The 18,077-nt window shown below is 69.3% G+C and carries 14 protein-coding genes and 3 tRNA genes; 7 read left to right on the top strand and 10 right to left on the bottom strand.

Annotated elements, in window-relative coordinates:
- Window positions 1-48 precede the first annotated feature (48 nt).
- Window positions 49-2,094: a cellulose binding domain-containing protein gene (locus tag DMB42_RS44010; RefSeq protein WP_125645624.1), complete on the top strand. Its 2,046-nt coding sequence runs from the start codon at window positions 49-51 to the stop codon at window positions 2,092-2,094.
- Window positions 2,095-2,190: 96 nt separating this feature from the next.
- On the opposite strand, the gene DMB42_RS56175 is transcribed toward DMB42_RS44010, so the two are convergent.
- Together DMB42_RS56175 and DMB42_RS44000 are read right to left on the bottom strand one after the other, a co-directional pair.
- On the bottom strand, window positions 2,191-4,125 hold the full coding sequence (locus DMB42_RS56175; RefSeq protein WP_125645622.1) for a serine/threonine-protein kinase: 1,935 nt from the start codon (window positions 4,123-4,125) through the stop codon (window positions 2,191-2,193).
- A 128-nt stretch (window positions 4,126-4,253) separates the two neighbouring features.
- Window positions 4,254-5,243: a DUF5937 family protein gene (locus DMB42_RS44000; RefSeq protein ID WP_125645620.1), complete on the bottom strand. Its 990-nt coding sequence runs from the start codon at window positions 5,241-5,243 to the stop codon at window positions 4,254-4,256.
- A 128-nt stretch (window positions 5,244-5,371) separates the two neighbouring features.
- Here DMB42_RS44000 and DMB42_RS43995 point away from each other — a divergent pair, with 128 nt between their 5' ends.
- A complete protein-coding gene (locus DMB42_RS43995) occupies window positions 5,372-6,226 on the top strand; it encodes an isocitrate lyase/phosphoenolpyruvate mutase family protein (protein ID WP_125645618.1) in 855 nt (284 codons plus the stop codon).
- Window positions 6,227-6,369: 143 nt separating this feature from the next.
- Complete coding sequence (locus tag DMB42_RS43990) at window positions 6,370-7,197, top strand: hypothetical protein (RefSeq protein WP_125645617.1); 828 nt, start codon at window positions 6,370-6,372, stop codon at window positions 7,195-7,197.
- A 300-nt stretch (window positions 7,198-7,497) separates the two neighbouring features.
- On the opposite strand, the gene DMB42_RS43985 is transcribed toward DMB42_RS43990, so the two are convergent.
- Window positions 7,498-8,628 carry a sialidase family protein gene (locus tag DMB42_RS43985; RefSeq protein ID WP_125645615.1) on the bottom strand — a complete coding sequence of 377 codons (1,131 nt, stop codon included), beginning with the start codon at window positions 8,626-8,628 and terminating at the stop codon, window positions 7,498-7,500.
- A 121-nt stretch (window positions 8,629-8,749) separates the two neighbouring features.
- On the opposite strand from DMB42_RS43985, the gene DMB42_RS43980 reads away from it, so the two are divergent.
- The gene (locus DMB42_RS43980; RefSeq protein WP_125645613.1) at window positions 8,750-9,739 is read left to right on the top strand and encodes a helix-turn-helix transcriptional regulator; all 990 of its coding nucleotides are present in this window, start codon (window positions 8,750-8,752) and stop codon (window positions 9,737-9,739) included.
- 57 nt (window positions 9,740-9,796) lie between these two features.
- Here DMB42_RS43980 and DMB42_RS43975 read toward each other — a convergent pair whose 3' ends face one another.
- Window positions 9,797-10,765 carry a YafY family protein gene (locus tag DMB42_RS43975; protein WP_125645611.1) on the bottom strand — a complete coding sequence of 323 codons (969 nt, stop codon included), beginning with the start codon at window positions 10,763-10,765 and terminating at the stop codon, window positions 9,797-9,799.
- A 92-nt stretch (window positions 10,766-10,857) separates the two neighbouring features.
- Between DMB42_RS43975 and DMB42_RS43970 the strand changes: the two genes are divergently transcribed.
- The 3 genes from DMB42_RS43970 (at window position 10,858) to DMB42_RS43960 (ending at window position 13,091) form a co-directional block, all read left to right on the top strand.
- Window positions 10,858-11,271 (top strand): VOC family protein, encoded by a 414-nt coding sequence (locus tag DMB42_RS43970; protein WP_125645609.1) that lies wholly within the window; start codon window positions 10,858-10,860, stop codon window positions 11,269-11,271.
- A 5-nt stretch (window positions 11,272-11,276) separates the two neighbouring features.
- Window positions 11,277-11,633: a YdeI family protein gene (locus tag DMB42_RS43965; RefSeq protein WP_125645607.1), complete on the top strand. Its 357-nt coding sequence runs from the start codon at window positions 11,277-11,279 to the stop codon at window positions 11,631-11,633.
- 405 nt (window positions 11,634-12,038) lie between these two features.
- A complete protein-coding gene (locus DMB42_RS43960; protein ID WP_125645605.1) occupies window positions 12,039-13,091 on the top strand; it encodes a hypothetical protein in 1,053 nt (350 codons plus the stop codon).
- A 661-nt stretch (window positions 13,092-13,752) separates the two neighbouring features.
- Here DMB42_RS43960 and DMB42_RS43955 read toward each other — a convergent pair.
- The 6 genes from DMB42_RS43955 to DMB42_RS43930 all read right to left on the bottom strand — a co-directional run bounded on the left by DMB42_RS43955 (window position 13,753) and on the right by DMB42_RS43930 (window position 18,071).
- Window positions 13,753-15,057 carry a hypothetical protein gene (locus DMB42_RS43955; RefSeq protein WP_125645603.1) on the bottom strand — a complete coding sequence of 435 codons (1,305 nt, stop codon included), beginning with the start codon at window positions 15,055-15,057 and terminating at the stop codon, window positions 13,753-13,755.
- A 693-nt stretch (window positions 15,058-15,750) separates the two neighbouring features.
- Entirely contained in the window at window positions 15,751-16,074 is a 324-nt protein-coding gene (locus DMB42_RS43950; protein WP_125645601.1) for a hypothetical protein, read from the bottom strand.
- A 166-nt stretch (window positions 16,075-16,240) separates the two neighbouring features.
- A tRNA-Phe gene (locus tag DMB42_RS43945) sits at window positions 16,241-16,317 on the bottom strand.
- 5 nt (window positions 16,318-16,322) lie between these two features.
- Window positions 16,323-16,397 (bottom strand) — tRNA-Asp (locus DMB42_RS43940).
- A 101-nt stretch (window positions 16,398-16,498) separates the two neighbouring features.
- Window positions 16,499-16,571, bottom strand: a tRNA-Glu gene (locus DMB42_RS43935).
- Window positions 16,572-18,071, bottom strand: coding sequence for a metallophosphoesterase (locus DMB42_RS43930; RefSeq protein ID WP_260478303.1), 1,500 nt, complete (start codon window positions 18,069-18,071; stop codon window positions 16,572-16,574).
- Window positions 18,072-18,077: the final 6 nt, after the last annotated feature.

Below are 18,077 nucleotides of genomic sequence, written 5' to 3'. Positions count from 1 at the left end.
CAGGAGGGGGCGTCGAGTCATACCGCTACCCACGGCGAGGTACCTCCGATGCCTGGCAAGATCCTGCCCCGGGCCGCGTCCGCGGCCCTGCTGACCCTGACCGCGCTGATCGCTCCCCCGGCGCACGCCGCCGACGTCACCCCCGTCGCGGTGACCGTCAACGCCCGCGCCGCCCTGGCCACCGCCCCCGAGACCGGCATCGGTTCCAACCATGCCATCTGGGACTCGAACCTGGGCACCGACCAGACCGCCGACCTGCTCAAGGACGCGGGCGTCAAGCTGCTGCGCTACCCCGGCGGCTCCTACTCCGACATCTACCACTGGGCCACCCACACCGCCCCCGGCGGGTACGTCGCGCCCGACACCGACTTCGACACCTTCATGCGCGGCGTACGGCGTACCGGCGCGCAGGCCATGGTGACCGCCAACTACGGCACCGGCACCGCCGAGGAGGCCGCGGCCTGGGTCCGGCACGCCAACGTCACCAAGGGCTACGGCGTCAAGTACTGGGAGATCGGCAACGAGAACTACGGCAACGGCCACTACGGCAGCGCGTGGGAGGCCGACGACCACGCCGACAAGAGCCCGGCCGAGTACGCGCGCAACGTCGTCGCGTACGCCGACGCCATGAAGGCGGCCGACCCGACCATCAAGATCGGCGCGGTGCTGACCACCCCCGCCAACTGGCCCGACGCCATCACCGCCGAAGGCGACGACGGGAGCTGGAACAAGGTCGTCCTGTCCCTGGCCGGACCGAAGATCGACTTCGTCATCCTCCACTGGTACCCCGGCGCCCTGGACAAGGCCGGGCAGATCCCCGACATGCTCCAGCTCACCCGGCAGCAGATCGCCGCGTACGCCGGGCCCGGCTCCGACCGGATCGGCCTCGCGATGACCGAGTTCAACACCGGCTCCAGCAGCAACGGCACGAACACCCAGAACGGCGCCCTGGCCGCCGCCGACGCCTACGCGAGCCTGCTGGCCGGCGGCGTGTTCACCGTCGACTGGTGGAACGTGCACAACGGCATCGGCAACGTCACCCAGGTCGAGGGACACACCGACTACGGCGACTTCGGGCTGCTGTCCAGCGGGGTCTGCGACTCCGGCGGCAACGTCTGCGAGCCGCCGCTGAACACGCCGTTCGCGCCGTACCACGCGTTGCAGATGGTCAGCAGGTTCGCCCGTCCCGGGGACCAGTTCGTCAGGGCCGCGACCGACCAGCCCAAGGTGAGCGCCCACGCCGTCCGGCGGCCGGACGGCGACCTGGCCGTCATGCTGATCAACACCTCGTCGGACACGTCGTACCCGGTCGCCGTCGACTACGCGGGCTTCACGCCGGCCGCGGGCGCGCCGACCGTACTGACCCACACCAACGGCGCGACCGCCATCACCACCGCGACCACCGGCACCGCCACCAGCCAGACGCTCCCGCCGCTGTCGCTGACCACCGTCGTCCTGCACCCCGCCGCGGCCCCGACGGGCCTGCCGGGCGCGCCCGGCAGGCCCGCGGCCTCCAACGTGACCGATAGGTCCGCCACCGTCTCCTGGCCCGCCGCCGCCCCCGGCGCGCGTCCCATCGTCAAGTACGAGCTCCACCGCCAGAACGGCGCCGTCAGCGAGCAACTGGGCGAGAGCTCCGGCACGTCGTACACGGTGGGCAACCTCAGGCCCGGCACCGCCTACACCGTGAACGTGATCGCCCGCGACAGCGGCGGCGGCGTCTCCTGGGCCTCGCCGCCCCTGACCTTCACCACCGGCACCCCCGCCACCAGCTCGTGCGCCGTCCGCTTCACCGACCAGACCGACTGGGCCAGCGGGTACGTCGGCGCCGTCGAGATCACCAACAACGGCGCCCCGCTCAACGGCTGGACCCTGAACTTCGCCTGGCCGCGTCCGTGGCAGAGCCTGGGCAGCGGCTGGAGCGCCGTCTGGACCCAGACCGGCTCGAACGTCAAGGCCGTGAACGAACCCGGCAACGGCACGCTGGCGACGGGCGCGTCGGCCACGATCGGCTTCGTCGCCAACTACACCGGCCCCAACCTGCTCCCCACCACCTTCACCCTGAACGGCACAACCTGCACAACCAGGACCTAACGCAAGGGGGCCGTCCTCCCCCGACGGCCCCTCCGCCCCAGGCCACCAGGGGCCGGGGTGGGGCGGGCGGTCAGGGGCGGGCGGTCAGGGCGGGGGCTACCAGATGATCCAGGGGCTTTCCGCGCCGCCGCCGAACGCCGGTGCGCCCGCCCGTCGCCACCGCTGGCGTACGTCGTGCTTGGTCTGCGTGTGCGGCGCCGTGGTGGTGAACGGGCCGCACGTGGCGACCTCCCCGTCCTTCCGCGGCGACACCCCCGAGCAGACGAAGGGCTGGGAGACGTTCCGGTCGGCGTCGGTGTCGAAAAGCTGTACGTGCACGTCCGACCGCACCGAACTCGCCCCTCTGATCCGGCCCATCAGGTAGAAGACGTCCCCCACCATGGCCATGCAGGGCGACATCTCGGTCCCGGTGCCGTTGCCCGTGGAGATCCACGAACGGCACTTCCAGACCGGCTCCGAACTCCGCGGCGGAGCGGTCTGCTTGTCCGTCCCAGGGTCCACGGTGTGCGGCGTCTCCGTCTTGCGGCCGGTGGGCGATCGACTCGGGTCGGCGGTACGTCCCGTCGAGGGTTTCACCGTCGCGCTCGGCGGCGTCGACCGTTTCGAGACGGCCGGTTCCGGGGTCCGGGTCGGCTCCTTCGACGGCTTCGACGTCTTCTTCGGCGAGGACTTGAGCGCCTCCCCCTCACTGGCGGACGGAACGGGCGTCACGGGTGTCGCGGTCCCGGCCACCTCGACCGGCTTGGCCACGGGCAACCCGGCCGCGTCGTTCACTGCGTCGGCATCCGGTGTGCGCCACGGCGCCACGACGGCCACCGCGACCGCGGTGAGCACGACGGCCGCGGCGGTACTCGCGACGACAACCGTCCTCCGACGCCCCCGCCCATCCCGTCCACCTCGCCCCGACGCCACCGCCCCCGCACGGCCGGGCCCTCCACCGGTACCAGGCCCCGCACCACGCTCCCCCAAGGCCCCACCCGTACCAGGCCCCGCGCCACGCTCGCCCAAGGCCCCACCCGCGCCGGGAACCGTCCCCGCCTCCGCACGGGGCCCGCCGTCACCGGGAGCCGGTCCCGCGCCGGACGGGAGCCTCGCATCGGGAGAAGCCGGCCCCTGCGCCCCACCCGCTGGTACGGGCCGCGCGGGCAGCGGCTCCGAGGTGGCCGCCGGCGCCTCCCCCTTGGCGACCGGTGGCAAGGCGGCCAGCCCCCTGAGTGACGGCACCGCCTCCCGTAAAGCCGCCGCCACCTGCCCCGCCGCGGGACGCCCGGCCGGATCCTTCGCGGTACAGGCCACGACCAGGGCCCACAACGCGTCAGGCATCCCGGGCAACCGCCGGGGCGTGGCCATCGCGTGCTGCCGCAGCAGGGCCATCGGATGGTCGCCGACGAACGGCGGACGCCCGGCCAGCAGCTCGTAGAGGATCAACCCGGCGGCGTACACGTCCACGGCCGGGGTCGGGGCGCCGCCGTCGGCCACCTCCGGCGACAGGTACGTGGGCGTGCCGATGATCGAGGTGGTCTGCGTCAGCCCAGGCCCGAGCACGATCCGGGCCACCCCGAAGTCCGTCAGCCGCACCTGCCCCGTGGGCCCGTCGATCAGGACGTTCCCCGGCTTGACGTCGCGGTGCACGACCCCCACCGCGTGCGCCGCCGCCAGCGCGTCGGCGACCTGGGCCATCAGCTCGGCGGCCGTCGCCGGCGGGAGCGTGCCGTGCCGCCGGAGCAGGCCGCGCAGGTCCCCGCCCTCGACGAGGTCCATCACCAGGGCGAGCCGCTCGCCCTCGATGACGAAGTCGCGCATCGTGACGATGTTGGGATGGGTGAGGGTACGCAGCACGTTGCGTTCCTGTACGAACCGCAGCACCAGATCCTGGTCACCGGTGAGATTGCTGCGCAACATCTTCACCGCCACGGTCTCCCCGGTCTCCCGGTGCCGCGCGCGCCAGACGGTCCCCATCGCCCCGGCGCCGATCTCGTCGAGCAGCACGTACCGGCTGCCCAGGAACGCCTCGGACCCGCCCGCGTCCATCGCCCGCCCTCCCCCGTCGAACAATGGGCATCACAATAGTCAGGAAAGATCCGGACGAGAAAGGTCAGCGCCCCGGCCCGGAACCCGGTGCACCGTCAACCTCGTCCCACCGCCACCGCACCGGCCGCTCAGACCTGAGCCTGCGCCGTGAGCAGCGCGTCGGCAAGGCCGGTACGGGCGTAGAACACCGTACGGCCCGCGCGGTGCGTACTGGTCAGCCCCGCCGCCCTCAACGCGGTGAGATGTTGCGAGACGCCCGCCGCGGAGAGCCCCGACCGCTGGGCCAGCTCGGTGGTCGAGGCGGGCGTGTCCAGCTCGGCCAGGAGCAGCGCCCGGGACCGGCCGATCACGGCGGCGAGCGCGTCCATGGGCGCGTGCCCGCGGGACTCCCACAACGTGCCGATGCCTCGGGCCGGATAGGCGAGCTGCGGCGGTTCGGACGGTACGGACCGGGTCAGCACCCGAGGCCACGCGAAGACCGACGGCACCAGGAGCAACCCCGCGCCGGTCTCGATCCTGGTGATGGGACAGTGTCGCTCGACCAGGTGAAGAGCACCGCCGTCCCAGCGCACGGTGTCGTGGAGCCGGCCGAGCGTCCGGGCCGTGCCGTGCTCGGCCACCTGACGGCCCCGGTGGAAGACGTCCGCCTCCAGCACCGAACGGATCCGCGCCCAGTACGGCGCGATCGCGAGCTGCCAGTAGGCCTCGATCTCCGCGACGATCCGCGGCAGGTGCGCCTGAGGGTTGCGACGCAGACTCCGCAACCGGGGCGACAGCCGGCCGTCCGAATCGGCGGCCAGGAGGTCGAGGTCCCGCCGCACCTGCTCGGGGTCGATGGCCTCGACGGCGGCCAGCTCGTCGGGCAGCTCGTGGGACGCGGTCGTCGGGTTGAGGAAATCGGGAAGATGCCCGGCGGACGGGATCATCTCGGCCAGCCAGCCGCGATCGAGCCCCGCCGCCGCGAGCCGGGGACGCACCTGCGCGGCCCACCCGCGATGGGGATCCGGCACCGTGGCGCCCGCCAGCACCCTCCGGCTGGTGACGACCTCCCACATGGGTGAGACGGCGAACCGGGTCTCGGCCAGATCGTTCACCGAAAAGGCCAGCCGCGTCTTCATGCCACCTCCAGACGATTCGGTATGAGCTTAATCAGTGGACGCCTGCGTTTCCGCCCGGCAACATCCCCGGAGCAGGCGTCCGCGAGCCAGGATGCCCGAACCAGAACAACCCGAAGGCGGTCACGCACATGTCTGTGGACAACTTCCCCGCCGCCGAGGCCGCGGTGACGGAAAAGGCCCGTCTGTTCCGCTCGCTCAGCGCCGATTCCGTACTGGTCCTGCCCAATGCCTGGGACGCCGCCAGCGCGGCGGTGATCGCCGCCGCCGGCGCCACGGCGATCGCCACGACCAGCGGCGGCGTGTCCTGGTCGCTGGGCCGCGGCGACGGGCAGCACCTCGACCGGGACGAGATGACGCGGGCCGCCCGGCGCATCGTGAACGCGGTCGACCTGCCGGTGACGGTCGACGTTGAGGGCGGCTACGGGCCCACTCCCGAGGACGTCGCCGCGACCGTCCGCGCGGTGGCCGAGGCCGGCGCCGTGGGCGTCAACCTGGAGGACTCCCGGGCCGTCGGCGGCCCGCTGTTCGACCTCGCCGAGCAGAGCGCCAGACTGCGCGCCGCCAGGGACGCCGCAGCCGCGGCCGGCCTGCCGGAACTGTTCGTGAACGCCCGCACCGACGTCTACCTGTTCGCCATCGGCCCGTCCGAGGCCCGGCTGGACGAGGTCCTCGCACGTACGGCCGCCTATGCCGAGGCGGGAGCCGACGGCATCTTCGTCCCCGGCCTCCTCGACCTGGACACACTCAGCGCCCTCTGCGCCGGGTCCCCGCTCCCGGTCAACGCGATGGCCGTCGCCGGCGGCCCGACCGTCCCCGAGCTGGCCCGAGCCGGAGTACGCCGCATCAGCCTCGGCACCGCCCTGGCCCAGACCGCCTACACCGCCGCCCGCAGAGCCGCCGCCGAACTGCTCGGCGCCGGAACACTTGAGACTCTGGGCGACTCCATGGACTTCGGCGAACTCAACGCCCTCTTCCACCACTGAACGTAAATACGAAAGCACTCACGAGCACTTATCCGTCGCCCGCGATTACCGGCGTGCATCGGATCGTTACGAGATTTCCCTTATCCCGCCGGCATCAGGCTCCTACTCTTTTCCCGGCTGTATCTTCCCGAGTTAGGAAACTGATGAAGCTCTTCTTCGCAGGTCTCGCGGCGACGGCCTCGGTCGTGTGCGCGGTGGCCGTACCGGCTCAGGCGGCGTCCGCGACTTCCACGCAGGCCGCTCCGGCGGATCCGGTGAAAGCCCTGAAGGCCCAGCTGCTCCCCGGCAAAGGCGTGAAGGTCAACGAATTAAGCAGCATCACCCTGGATTTCACCGTCAACGACCAGGCGATGCAGGTGAAGGTGAACACCTCCACGACCGGCACCCTGGCTTTCGGCAAGGGCAGCGTGGCGGCGGCCGACTTCCGTGTCCGCATGTCTTCCCGCCCGAAGGGGGACAACCCTCCCTACCGGGTCGTCGCCGAGGGCAAGAACGCCTACGTGACCAACGCCGGCATCGCCAAGGCCCTGCCGTCCGGTCGTTCCTGGATCGGGTCGCGGACCAGTGAGCGCATAAACCCGCTCTTCGGGTCGGCCATCACGCCGGCGGATCTGAAGTTCATGCTGGGCAAGTCGTCCGAAGTGACCACCGGCGAATATCAGGGCACCGCCACACTGGCCGAATTCCGGCACGACAAGTCCGTCGGCTCGGGCGACGTCGAGTTCCACCTGTACTTCGACAAGAACAACCTGCTCACCCGTACGGTCGTCGACAGCACGACCAGCCCGGACGACGACAGCACGGCCTACGACACAATGGCCTTCCACACCGACACCAGGTATTCGGGCTGGGGAACCAGCGCGAAAATCGCCGTACCGGCGGCCGGCAAGGTCATCAACGAGAAGAAACTCGACACGAAGACCCGCAAGGCCGTCATCAAGGCCGGCTACCCGGAAGCCGGCCCCTTCTGAGGCCGATCCTTTCTGAGGCCGGTCCCTTCTGAGGCCGATCCTTTCTGAGGCCGGTCCCTTCTGAGGCCGATCCTTTCTGAGGCCGGTCCCTTCTGAGGCCGATCCTTTCTGAGGCCGGTCCCTTCTGAAACCGGCCGCTTTTCTGAGGTCAGCCCGTTCTGAGGCCGGGACCACGGCGGCGGATCCAAAAAGCCCGCCCCGAGCGGGGCGGGCTCTCGGCCGCGAGCCGTCCGCGGGCCCGGCTCCGCACTTCACGGGAGCTCGCGCCACGCGGACGACCGGCCGACGGGACGGTGACCGCTAGACCTCTTCGGCCACGCCCAGGTACATCACGTTCGGGTGGGCGGGGTTGAAGGCGATGGACGGCACCCGGTCGTAGGGGTTGTGGTTGATGATGACGCGGTTCTTACGGAAGTCGTACTTGTAGATGTCCGTACCGATCCCCGACCATCCGGTCCCGAAGTCGAAGTAGAGGACGTCCGAGTTCTTCGGGTGCGGGGCGAGCAGCGGCCCGTTGGGAATGGTGATCGCCTGGTCCTGGTCCACGACCGGGGTGAACTTCCTGCCGCCGTCGTCCGAACGGTAGATGTGCCGGCCGCCGGACGGCACGCCGGCGTCCAGCTCCGTCAGGTTGAGCCCCATCGCCCAGACGACGTTCCCGGCCGCCGGGGAGACCGCGGCGGTGAACACGCTGACCTTGTCGCCGTTGTCGGTCAGCCCCGCGGCCGAGGTCCAGGTGCGGCCGCCGTCGAAGGTGACGCGGGCGCCGATGTCCGAGGCGCCCAGGACCACGTGGTCCAGGTCGCGCGGGTCGAACACCGCGGTGTAGGACATACGGGTCTTGCTCGGCGTCCAGGCCGGCACCCCAACGGGCTGCCACGTGCGCCCGCCGTCCTGCGACTCGTGCAGCTGGCCTTCGAGGTCGGACGTACGCAGGCGGTCGCCGTTGCCCCGGTCCACGCCGAGCCCGATCAGGTCGCCGCCCGGCCCGGTGAGCGGCGTGGCGCCCTCGGGCGTGGCCAGCGAGAGGTTGCCGTCACGGTCCCAGGCATAGGCCTTGCCGCCCCGAGCCGCGACCAGCTCGATGTAAGAGCCCTTCACCTCGTCGACCACGGTCCAGGTGCAGCCCGCGTCGTTCGAGGCCTGGAGCTGCCTGTTGGACATGGCCAGCAACTGGTTCGGCCGGTCGAGCGCGACGAGACCCGTGGTGTAGACGACCGGCCGTATCGGCTTGGTTGTGGGCGCGATCTTCTTGCCGTCGTTCCATCCGTACGTCATCGAACCGTCACCGGCGACCGTCTCACAGGACGGCCGGCTCCAACCGGAGCCGTCGAAACCGTCGCCGGAGGGCTGGTCCCTCGCTACGGCGGGCGTGGCGGCCGACAGGACCGTCAACGCGGTCGCAAGTCCGATGGTGAACGCCTTCTTCAAGACTGCCTCCCCGACAGGTATTGCCTTACGGGTTCGTTCCTATCGGTGAGCGCGATGCTCAGGCTAGGTCTGCCGGGCGGCAGATATACGCCATTGCAGGTATCTGACACACTGTTTGATCATGAAACCGGAGGACAACGCATTAGCGGCGGTCGGCGTCGACGCCGAGGACGAGCAGATCTACCGCGACCTGCTGCGCCGGCCGCGCGCAACACTGCCCGAGCTGGCCGCGCACACCGGCCGCACCGCGGTGGCCCTGCGCCGGGCGTGCACCCGGCTTGAGTCGCTCGGCCTGGGCCGCCGCATGGCCGGCCGCCCGATCCGGTACGTCCCCACCAGGCCCGACGTGGCGGTGGCCGCCCTCATCTCCCGCCGCGAGGAGGGACTGGCCCAGGCCAGGCTCGCCGCCCTCGCGCTGCTGGCCGAGACGCCGCGAACGGAGCACCTGGCCCCCGAGGAGGTGGTCGAGGTCGTGCAGGGACAGGCGGCCGTGGTCCAGCGGTTCACCCAGTTGCAGCAGACCGCGACCGAAGAACTTCTGGTGCTCGACCGGCCGCCGTACGCGCAGGACCCCTCCCAGCAGAACGCCCCCGAGATGGAACGCCTCGCGCACGGCATCCTGGTACGCGGCATCTACGACGCCTCGGCCCTGGAGATCCCCGGCAAGCTGCGCCTCGCCCAGGAGTCGGCGGCGGCCGGAGAGCAGGCCAGGGTCAGCCCCGAAGTGCCCATGAAGCTGGCCATCGCCGACCGCAGGACCGCCATCCTGCCGCTCAGCGCCGACGCGTCCGCCCACTCGGACAGCGCGGTCATCGTGCACTCCTCGTCGCTGCTCGACGCGCTGGTCACCCTGTTCGAGGTCCTGTGGCGGTCGGCGCTGCCGCTGCCGATCTCCGACGCGGACTCCCGCCCGGCCGACATGCCGGACCCTGAGCTGTTCGCGCTGCTCGCGGCCGGGCTCAAGGACGAGGCGGTCGCGCGTCAGCTCGGGGTGAGCCTGCGGACCGTACATCGGAGGGTCAGCGAGCTGATGGACCGGCTCGGCGCCCGTACCCGCTTCCAGGCCGGCCTGCTGGCGGCCCGCCGCGGCTGGTGGGACCCGGACTCCTGACCCACGGCGTACCGGACCTGCCGCCCGATTCCGGTCATCGCCCGAACGCCTCGCGGGCTACTGGTCCTGGCGCTCGTACAAGGTGGTGATCTGGACGGCCAGCTTCGTGAGCTCGTCCCGGACGCTCTGCGGCCCTTCCACGACGACGAGATCGCCCCAACCCGCGAGCTGGCGGGCGATGTCCCGCGCGGTCGGCGCGGTGAGCGCGACACGAACCCGCTCGCCGTGCCCGCCCTGCTCGCCCCGCTCCCCGCGCCCGCCCTGGGAGATCACCTCGCAGTGGCGGCCGAAGCGGTCGCGCAGGACAGGCAGGAAGCGGGCCTCGACGGTCGCGGTGGCGGTGGTCGTCGCACGCCGCGCCTCCATCGCGATGACGACCTCGTCCCAGGCCGCCGCCAGGTCGAAGCGCGCCGGACGCGCGGCCGGCTCCTCCATGACCTCGACGTCGTCGACCCGGTCGACGCGGAAGGTCCGCTGTCCGTCGAGGGTGCCTGCGATCAGGTACCAGGTGTCGTCCTTGTCGACGAGACCGTACGGCGCGACGACGCGCTCCCGTCCGGAGTAGGTGAGGCGGACCTTCCGGCGCCGGACCACCGCGTCCTCCAGCAGGTCGACGAACACGGGCCGCGTACGGCGGTGCTCACCCCACCGCGCCGGATCGACCACGACCGCGTCCGCCGCCGCCTCGGCTTCCTGCCGGAACGTCGCCGGCAGGGCGCGTACGAGCTTGCGCAGCGCCGCCTTGGCCTCTGGCGCGATCGCGGCGGCCGGGCCGAGCAGCAGGAACAGCGCCCTGGCCTCGGACGCCTTGAGCCCCGACAGGTCGGTACGGGCACCGCCGAGCAGCGCCCAGCCACCACCGCGCCCGGCCTGCGGGTACACCGGGATGCCCGCGGCCGACAGGGCCTCCAGGTCACGACGGGCCGTCGCGACCGAAATCTCCATCTCGGCGGCGATCTCCGCCAGCGTCACCCGGCCGCGCGACTGCATCAGCAGCAGGACGGCCACCAGACGATCCGCTCTCACATTTTCGACGATGCCACAAAAAGTGCTCATTCGATGAGCACTTTGCCTGCGAGTATCGATCTCACAAGCCACCGACCGAAAGGCCGAAAGACATGCTCCGCGGACTCACCACCATCAGCTTCTACGCCCAGGACGTCGCCGCCGCCCGCGACTGGTACGCCGAGTTCCTCGGCATGGGGGCCTACTTCCAGCGCCCCGAGCAGGGCGACCCGGTCTACGTGGAGTTCCGCGTCGGCGACTACCAGCACGAGCTCGGCATCATCGACGCGCGGTTCGCCCCGGAGGGCTGGAGCACCGAGGGCGGCGGAGCGATCGTCTACTGGGCCGTCGACGACCTGGAGGCGACCTGGGAGCGGCTGCTGGAGATGGGGGCCACCCCGTTCGACAAGCCGACCGAGCACGGCCCCGGGTTCGTCACCGCCTCGGTACGCGACCCGTTCGGCAACATCCTCGGCATCATGATCAACAACCACTACATGAACGTCCTCGCGGGCCGGAAGGGCTGACCACGATGACCGACGACACCCTGATCCTGGACGACGCCGCCGCCTGGAAGGCATGGCTCACCGAGCACCACGAAACCGCCCGCGACGTCTGGCTGAAGATCGCCAAGAAGAACGGCAACGCGATCACCGTCACCCTCGACGAGGCCCTGGACGAGGCACTGTGCCACGGCTGGATCGACAGCCACCGCAGGGCGTACGACGGCGACTACTACCTCCAGCGCTACTCGCCCCGCACCCGCCAGAGCCCGTGGTCCAGGATCAACGTCGCCAAGGCCGAGGCGCTGACGGCCGCCGGCCGGATGCGCCCGGCGGGCCACGCCGCGATCGAGAGCGCCAAGACCACCGGCCGCTGGCCCGCCTGACCCATGCCCGGCCAACCAGCGGACACGACCCCACGAACCCGGTCACCCCGCGGGGACGGCCCGACAGCCGCCCCCGCTCTCATACCTCAGGGACGAATTCACACTCGGCATCGTCACGGGCCGCCTCGGCGAAGCGGCGGATGAGGTCGTTCTCCGCCGCGGTACGCCAGGCGAAGGCCCAGGAGACCGGTGCCGGCCGTCCGCAGTGCTCTTCGTGTGAGCTTGGTGGCCGGCGTTGCCGTCAGCGTTGCCGTCACGGAACCCGCCGTGCACGCGCCGCCGGCCCCGACCAGGGAGAGCCACGGCCAGTCCGGCCTCTTGAAGGCCAAGGGGGATGGCAGTACTGCCTACATCATGTAACCAAGATCCAGCCACGCCCCTTCGTGCCAGATAGCGTGATCATTCGTGAAATTTGCGACTGTCCTCGTCCTCCTGCTCGCGGTCTGCGGCGCGGACGTACAGGCGACGTGGGCGGCCACGTGGCGGCTCACGTACGCGGTGCGGGGATGGAGCGGCACGATAGGCGCCACAGGCCAGGGACAGGCCTGGGCCCTCCTCCAGGACGACCGGCAGCAGATCAGCTCGACGATGCTCCGCTGGGACGGCGCCTCCTGGCGGACCACCGTGCTGCCGAAGGGCGTCAGCGCCGACAACGCGCGGTTCGCCGCCTCCCCCTCAGGGGACGACCTGTGGATGTTCTCCGGGGACCGCCCGTTCCAGCTGACCGGCGGCCAGTGGGTGTCCCGCCCGTGGACCAGCAAGTACGAGCGTGGATCCGTCGCCGTCGGAGCCAAGGACGACGTCTGGATCTCCGAACACGGCGGCCCGGACGACTACTCCGGATCAGGACTCAGCCATTGGGACGGCCACTCGTGGAAACCGGTCCCCAAGCCGAGCCCGTACGGCGACCTTGACCAGATCTCGCTCGTCGCCGCCCCCAACGGGGGCGAGGCATGGGCACTGATCCATCCCCCGGGAGCGACAACGGTGATACGGCGGAACGGCTCCGGATGGGTCACCGCTCCCCTGCCTCCCGCGCCTGGCTGCCCCCCTTCCCCCGCCGGCCGCTTCTACGGCATGGCGGCCCGCGCCCACGACGACGTGTGGCTGGTGACGCAGGGCGCCTCCGAGCGGTCCGGGTCCTGCGAGATGCCCGACCGCGGCATGATCGTGCGCTGGGACGGCACCGCGTGGAGGTGGCTGAACCTGCCGTTGGCCAAGACCTGGCTGCCTGCCGTCCGCGCGGACCGGGTCGGCGGCGTGTGGGTCGCCGCCAACCCCGCCCACACGCAGTCGTACGTGCTCAACTTCCGCGGCGGCCGCATGACCAGATCGACGCTGCCCCCAGGAGGGGGGTGGGCGGGAATCGTGGACATCGTCCCGGTACCGGGCAGCACCCGGCTATGGGCTCTGGCCCGGCGCGTGGACGGCACCCTCCTGATCTACGAACTGACCTGACCGCCCACCATCAGAGCGCCGGGGCCCTGCTGGCGCCGGTGACAATCCATCTCGGCGCACAACACGAGCGAGGACGGAGGACGTCAGCGATGAGGACGGGACAGCCGGACCAGTCCCCGATCTCCCCACGGGGAGCCCGTTCCGGGCTGAACATCGGGGTAGTGGCTTCGGACGCCGCCCCTCGACGATGCGACCTGTCTGGTTGATCGGACCACAATGCTTTCCCCCTACGGCATTCCTCGTAGGACGAAGGGCCCGGGGTGCTCGACGACGATCGCGAGGCCCGGTCGTGGAGGTGCCGTCGCGGTTGGAGGCCGTACGGGTCACCGTGATCGCGGTACCGGCCGCGGGCAGCCGGCCGCCGCCGTCCAGCGCACCGCTGAACTCGAGCTGCTTGCCGGCGTTGCCCGTCTCAGGCCCGGACAGGGTGAACGTGGCCGCTCTCGCTCGCTGCCTGGCCTGAGGTCGGCCGGAAGGTTGTGGCGGATGTCAGCGAGCACGCGGATGCGATCGATCCGAGCCTGCGCACTCTCAAGATCCTCGGCTGCCGGGGTCGTAACCACCCAGACTGCATGGGCGCAGGGCGGGGTGGCCGCGCACAGCGCCGCCACCCCTGATACCTATGGGATCAATTCGGCATTGTGTTGGACGCCGTTTGGAGTCATCCCTTCAGGTCGGTATCAGCAGCGTACACAGTTCCCCGTTCCGTGCCGCGCTCCCGGTGGACATTCAGCCCCTCCTTACGGAAACTGATCCATCCATCGTCGTCCTTTGGCCCCCGGACGATTCTGGTCTTCACGATGTCGTGGGTCGCATAACCAACAACCAGATGTGTCAGATGGTTGTCGTCCTTCCGGTTGACCTTGAGCCCTTCCACGGGGAAGGTGATCCATCCGTCGTCGGCGCTTCTCCCCTGCACCCACTTGGTGTTCACACCGTTGAGATCGGCCTTGTCGGCGTGCACGGTTCCCCATGACCCGCTCCCTTGGCTGACGTTGAGCCCGTCCTTGGGGAAGGTGATCTTTCCGTCGTCGGCGCTTCTCCCCTGCACCCACTCAGTGTTCACACCGTTGAGATTGGCCCTGTCGGCAGTCACGGTCCCCTTCGCACCGGAGTTGCCAGAGATCTCCACCCCTGCACCGGTGAAGGTGATACGCCCCTTGGTTGCATCCGACATGCCCTGGACCCAGGGCGCGTCAATGCCGGTGGTAGCGGTGAGTGTTTCCAGGACGGGATAGCGCACTTGAACGGTCGTGGTGAGAAAATGTTGCTGCTTGGTGACGGGGTCAGTGGCAACGAGAGTGTAGGTGGTGGCCCGCTTCGGGGCGTCGGCCGGCGACCAGCTGTGCATCCCCGGGGGGATGGTCTCCTCTCCGCCGGGGAACAGAATCTTGTAGTCGAATTCGGCGGACCCCTCCCAGCTCAGCGTCAGGTTTTCGGCGGCGCCCATCATGCCCTTGTCCGGATGGAAGCCACGCGGCGCCGGAATCTCCTTCGGAGCGGTCTTCACCAGCGCTACCGACGTGTAGCGAGTGTGCTGCCCGTCATCGTCCTCGGTCTTCTCCCTCACCGTCAGTACTGCCGGCCCGGCGGCCGAGGCAACGGTAATGTTCTCCAGCGTCAGCACCATATAGTCGCCAGGTCTGAAAGATGCAACGCCCCCGGTCTGGGGAGTGACTTCGAAAACGTCGGTGCCCTGTTGGCGCTCAACTTTCACCTCCCGAGTCGTCGCCTGGGCCCCCCACTGGTTGTCGGTGTATTCGCCCTTCAGTTCCGTGATGTTCGGGCCAAGATGCCCGGGGCCGTCGCCCACGGGCACCTTCACCTCGATCCTGGACCAGTCCGTCCTCCTTGAGGTGTTGGTGACGACCAGGTACACCGTCCCTGTGGACTTGGACCTCCGTCTGGCGTCTGACGCCTCCAAAGACGCCGGTTCGGTGAAGATGGTGTAGGTCAGCGCGGTCATGATCACGACTCCTTCTCTTGGGAACGGCGCAGGCCGGCGAACCGCCCACGACGAGAGCACCGGAGGCAGGACAGGCAGGGGCACTGGGACGCATTCGGAACCCACCGCTTGGGGATGCACCCCAGAAGATCGCCCCTTAGATCCAAACGCGCGCATTGGATCGCGACAATAGAACGCAAGGAGGTCATAGACGGGCGATTCAGCAATGTTTTCAGCGTCTTGACGAGTCTTCATCGACGCATATTTGGACATGCTGTAACACTCAGGGGGCGCCCCGCCGACTGTTACAGCCGATCTTCAGCGCGAAGCGCATGAGAAGGGCGTACGAAGCACCGTTCAGCTTCTCGCCTCGTGATCGGTGTAGTCGTCATCACCAGGGACAGTGGGGGCAGCCGCGCAGGTGGACCGTCGCTCGTCTCCGCTCGCCTTTGTGCAGGTCACCGCAGGTTCAGCGACGGCGGGGACAGCAGGACACTGACCGCCGAAGTCATGTGTGTCCCTCTACGGCCCGCAGACTTCATGCCATGCGACTCCAGCACTTGGGCGACGGCCGGCGTGCGAGGGTGGTACCGGGGCGCGTCCCATGGAACGAAGACGTTGTGCGTGGTCAGGATCGGTTCCGGGAAGATCCCCGGTCGATGGAGGTCAGCCAGACCACCACCAAAGAACGCCTGGGCAGAGCTGTCCGGGCGTTCACTGTTGTGTAAGCCGGTCCCTCACGTGTTGCGGTAGAAGCGGCCGGTAGTCGTAGCCGAAATCGTCCAGTTCCGTCTGCACCCACAGGGCGGAGCGATCATCAGGTTCAAGCTCCCGCAGATGCCACTTCAAGCTCTCCATCGCTCGCTGCTCCCGCTCTCGCTCGCTGCCAGGCCTGAAGTCGCCCGGAAGGTTGTGGCAGATGTCAGCGATCATGCGTATGCGATCGATCCGAGCGCGCGCTCTCTCAAGATCCTCGCTCTGCAGCTCCCGTTTGACGATGTGCGTAGTGGCACGTATCTCGATGAATGCTCGGGTCATGAGATACCGGACTGCTGTCCGGGCCGACATCCTCGGCTGCCGGCGTTGTAACCACCCCAACGCTTCACCACCTCTTAATCAGGCGAACTGTCGTCAGCGTTGTCGTCAGAACAACAAAAATGCCCCGGAGCGGTGATCGCTTCGGGGCTTCCTTGCTGTTCAAAGCTGGTGGTCAGGGGCAGGGTCGAACTGCCGACCTTCCGCTTTTCAGGCGGACGCTCGTACCAACTGAGCTACCTGACCCAGAGCGGTCCTGACGGGACTTGAACCCGCGACCTCCACCTTGACAGGGTGGCGAGCACTCCAAACTGCTCTACAGGACCTTGCGTTTTCTTGCTGTTCTTTCTGTTTGCGCTTGTTTAGCTTACCAGCTCTCCGGTGGCCTTTCGACCAGCCGGTTCGCGGTGCGCCAAACACTCGCAAGTGCCCCCAACGGGATTCGAACCCGTGCCGCCGCCTTGAAAGGGCGGTGTCCTAGGCCGCTAGACGATGGGGGCTCAGGATTCCCTGTCGCCTTCCGTCGGAGACCTCTGAAGCATAGGGGACGATTGCCCCTGATGCCAAAGCGGCGAACCGGCGGTTGGCGACGCAGTGCCAGTGACCGGTCCCGTTGGTGACGGGGCGCTCGTTGGCTCTGGAGAAATCATACGTTGTGGGTCGGCCTCCACGTGACGCTGGATGTACACGGATTGCTCGCCCAGACCGCCCAGGGTGATGTCGTCCCAGGCACGCAGGCGCCTGGTGTCCCGGTCGAAGTACAGGACGGAGGCCTGTACGGGCGTGGGCTGGGCGTGTTCGAGCGCGCGCAGGCCGCCGTCGACGAGCGAGCCCTGGACGAGCATGCGCGAGCCGGACGGCAGCATGGTCGTCGAACGATCATGGGTGTGACCTGCCAGGATCATGGGCGCGGCTCCGCTGAAGCCGCGGCCGACGTCGGGGTCGTGGACGGCCACCACGTCCGCCTTGTTCACCTTGGCCAGGTGTGAGCGGGCGAACCGCTTGAGCACGGCCGGGTCCGAATCGACTGCCACCGACTTGTCCGGGGTGAACCGGGGGTCGCCCAGGCCGTAGATGCGCAGGCCGGCGACTGTTTCCACGGTGTCGTCCAGGACCACGCCGTTCTTCTGCCGCTCGACCGCCTTCTGCGTGATCATGGAGTCGTGGTTGCCGCGTACGTACACGTACGGCACACCGAGGCGGCTGATCTCGTCGACGAATTTGTTCTCCGGTTTGGTCCCGTGGTCCGAGATGTCGCCGGTGTCGATGATCATGTCGACGGCGAACTGGTCCTTGAGCGAGCGGATGACGTTCCAGGCGATGGGGTTGATGTGGATGTCCGACACGTGCAGGACCCGGATGGAATTGGGGTCGGCGTCGTACAGGGGGAGGGTCGAGACGGTGTCGTACAGCTTCGAGACGTTCGTGACGAGCTTGGTGAGCTGCGACCGGTACGACTCGAACTTCGTCACGATCGACTCCGCGCTGCCCACCAGCGACGGCGCGGCGGCGACGAGCCCGGAGTAGCGCGGCTCCACGAGCGAGCTCGGACGGAAGGTGAGCGCGGCGAGCGCCCCGGTGCCCGCGAGCGCCACGGAGGCCGCCAGGAGGCCCACCAGAGCCGTCCTGGGGCGCCTGTAGACCATCAGGACGGCTATGAGCGCCCCCGCGCCCGCGCAGAGCATGCTGCGGATCGCCAGGGCCCGCACGCCGTCCAGGAGGTCGCTCTCTATGAGGCCCGGCAGGCGGTCGGCCAGCTTGGGGTCCTCGATCAGCGCCTTGGCGCGCTCCTGGTCGATGTTCTCCAGGGTGATGCGGAGTCTGAGCGGCGCGTCGTGGGTCCGGAAGGTGAGGGTGCCGAGGGGGCTGGCGTCCACGACGGTCTCGCCGCGCCAGGCGGGTCTGAGCGACATGCCCGTCTCGACCGGGCCCACCTGGGCGTGCACGGTGCCGCTCAGGAAGATGCCCAGCCAGGCGCCCGCAGCGGCGACCAGGAGCACCACCGC

It is taken from the genome of Nonomuraea sp. WAC 01424, assembly GCF_003947315.1.
GTDB classification, from domain to species: Bacteria; Actinomycetota; Actinomycetes; order Streptosporangiales; family Streptosporangiaceae; genus Nonomuraea; species Nonomuraea spiralis.
This window is presented reverse-complemented; position numbering and strand designations above follow the sequence as displayed.

What these genes read in the sequence shown, in the direction of transcription:
- DMB42_RS44010 (WP_125645624.1), top strand. Translation starts at nt 49, where the DNA reads ATGCCTGGCAAGATCCTGCCCCGGGCCGCGTCCGCGGCCCTGCTGACC.
- DMB42_RS56175 (WP_125645622.1), bottom strand. Translation starts at nt 4,125, where the DNA reads ATGGACGCGGGCGGGTCCGAGGCGTTCCTGGGCAGCCGGTACGTGCTG.
- DMB42_RS44000 (WP_125645620.1), bottom strand. Translation starts at nt 5,243, where the DNA reads ATGAAGACGCGGCTGGCCTTTTCGGTGAACGATCTGGCCGAGACCCGG.
- DMB42_RS43995 (WP_125645618.1), top strand. Translation starts at nt 5,372, where the DNA reads ATGTCTGTGGACAACTTCCCCGCCGCCGAGGCCGCGGTGACGGAAAAG.
- DMB42_RS43990 (WP_125645617.1), top strand. Translation starts at nt 6,370, where the DNA reads ATGAAGCTCTTCTTCGCAGGTCTCGCGGCGACGGCCTCGGTCGTGTGC.
- DMB42_RS43980 (WP_125645613.1), top strand. Translation starts at nt 8,750, where the DNA reads ATGAAACCGGAGGACAACGCATTAGCGGCGGTCGGCGTCGACGCCGAG.
- DMB42_RS43970 (WP_125645609.1), top strand. Translation starts at nt 10,858, where the DNA reads ATGCTCCGCGGACTCACCACCATCAGCTTCTACGCCCAGGACGTCGCC.
- DMB42_RS43965 (WP_125645607.1), top strand. Translation starts at nt 11,277, where the DNA reads ATGACCGACGACACCCTGATCCTGGACGACGCCGCCGCCTGGAAGGCA.
- DMB42_RS43955 (WP_125645603.1), bottom strand. Translation starts at nt 15,057, where the DNA reads ATGACCGCGCTGACCTACACCATCTTCACCGAACCGGCGTCTTTGGAG.
- DMB42_RS43950 (WP_125645601.1), bottom strand. Translation starts at nt 16,074, where the DNA reads ATGACCCGAGCATTCATCGAGATACGTGCCACTACGCACATCGTCAAA.